This is a genomic window from Escherichia sp. AM3 (assembly GCF_032029835.1).
In the GTDB taxonomy this organism is placed as follows: Bacteria; Pseudomonadota; Gammaproteobacteria; order Enterobacterales; family Enterobacteriaceae; genus Escherichia; species Escherichia coli.
This window is the reverse complement of record NZ_JAVUPQ010000572.1, coordinates 1-452: the sequence shown is the minus strand read 5'-3', so window position 1 is coordinate 452 and position 452 is coordinate 1. Positions and strand designations below refer to the sequence as shown.

Sequence of the window (452 nt, the reverse complement as noted above, 5' to 3'; positions counted from 1 at the left end):
GGGTATCAGTTGCAAAAAATTTTGCAACTACGTCCGACCAGTATGCACACGATGGCGGGGGGATACCATAAAACTGTTCTCTACATGAGACAGAGTGGTGGTGATGTGTTGATTATCGGCGTATATGCGCACAGGACGCGCTATGACGATGTTTTATGCGGGTACACCAATCACATGTATCTGGTGTGATAAATCGCGTTACATGACCTCTCATGTTGTACTGGTGGTTATCACGACGTTCTGAATCTGGCCTTTGCCTGGTATTTTGCGACAAGTACGCGCGCGTAGCATCGAAATAATCGGATGGCGTATGCTGCTGGTAATATGAAGACCGATAGCATTAACCGTAAGGAGAAAGACTTCTCGATAACGGCAAGGGGGCTGAATTGCGAGGCGAGATTAAGCAACTGTCTTGAACGTAAAAATCATGGAGCAACATGATGGTACGATTC

The 452-nt window shown here is 46.5% G+C and carries 1 protein-coding gene; it reads left to right on the top strand.

The features are described 5' to 3' along the window. The coding region (locus RTW80_RS27305) for a hypothetical protein (RefSeq protein ID WP_312721214.1) at window positions 1-189 on the top strand (189 nt) is incomplete at its 5' end. Window positions 190-452: the final 263 nt, after the last annotated feature.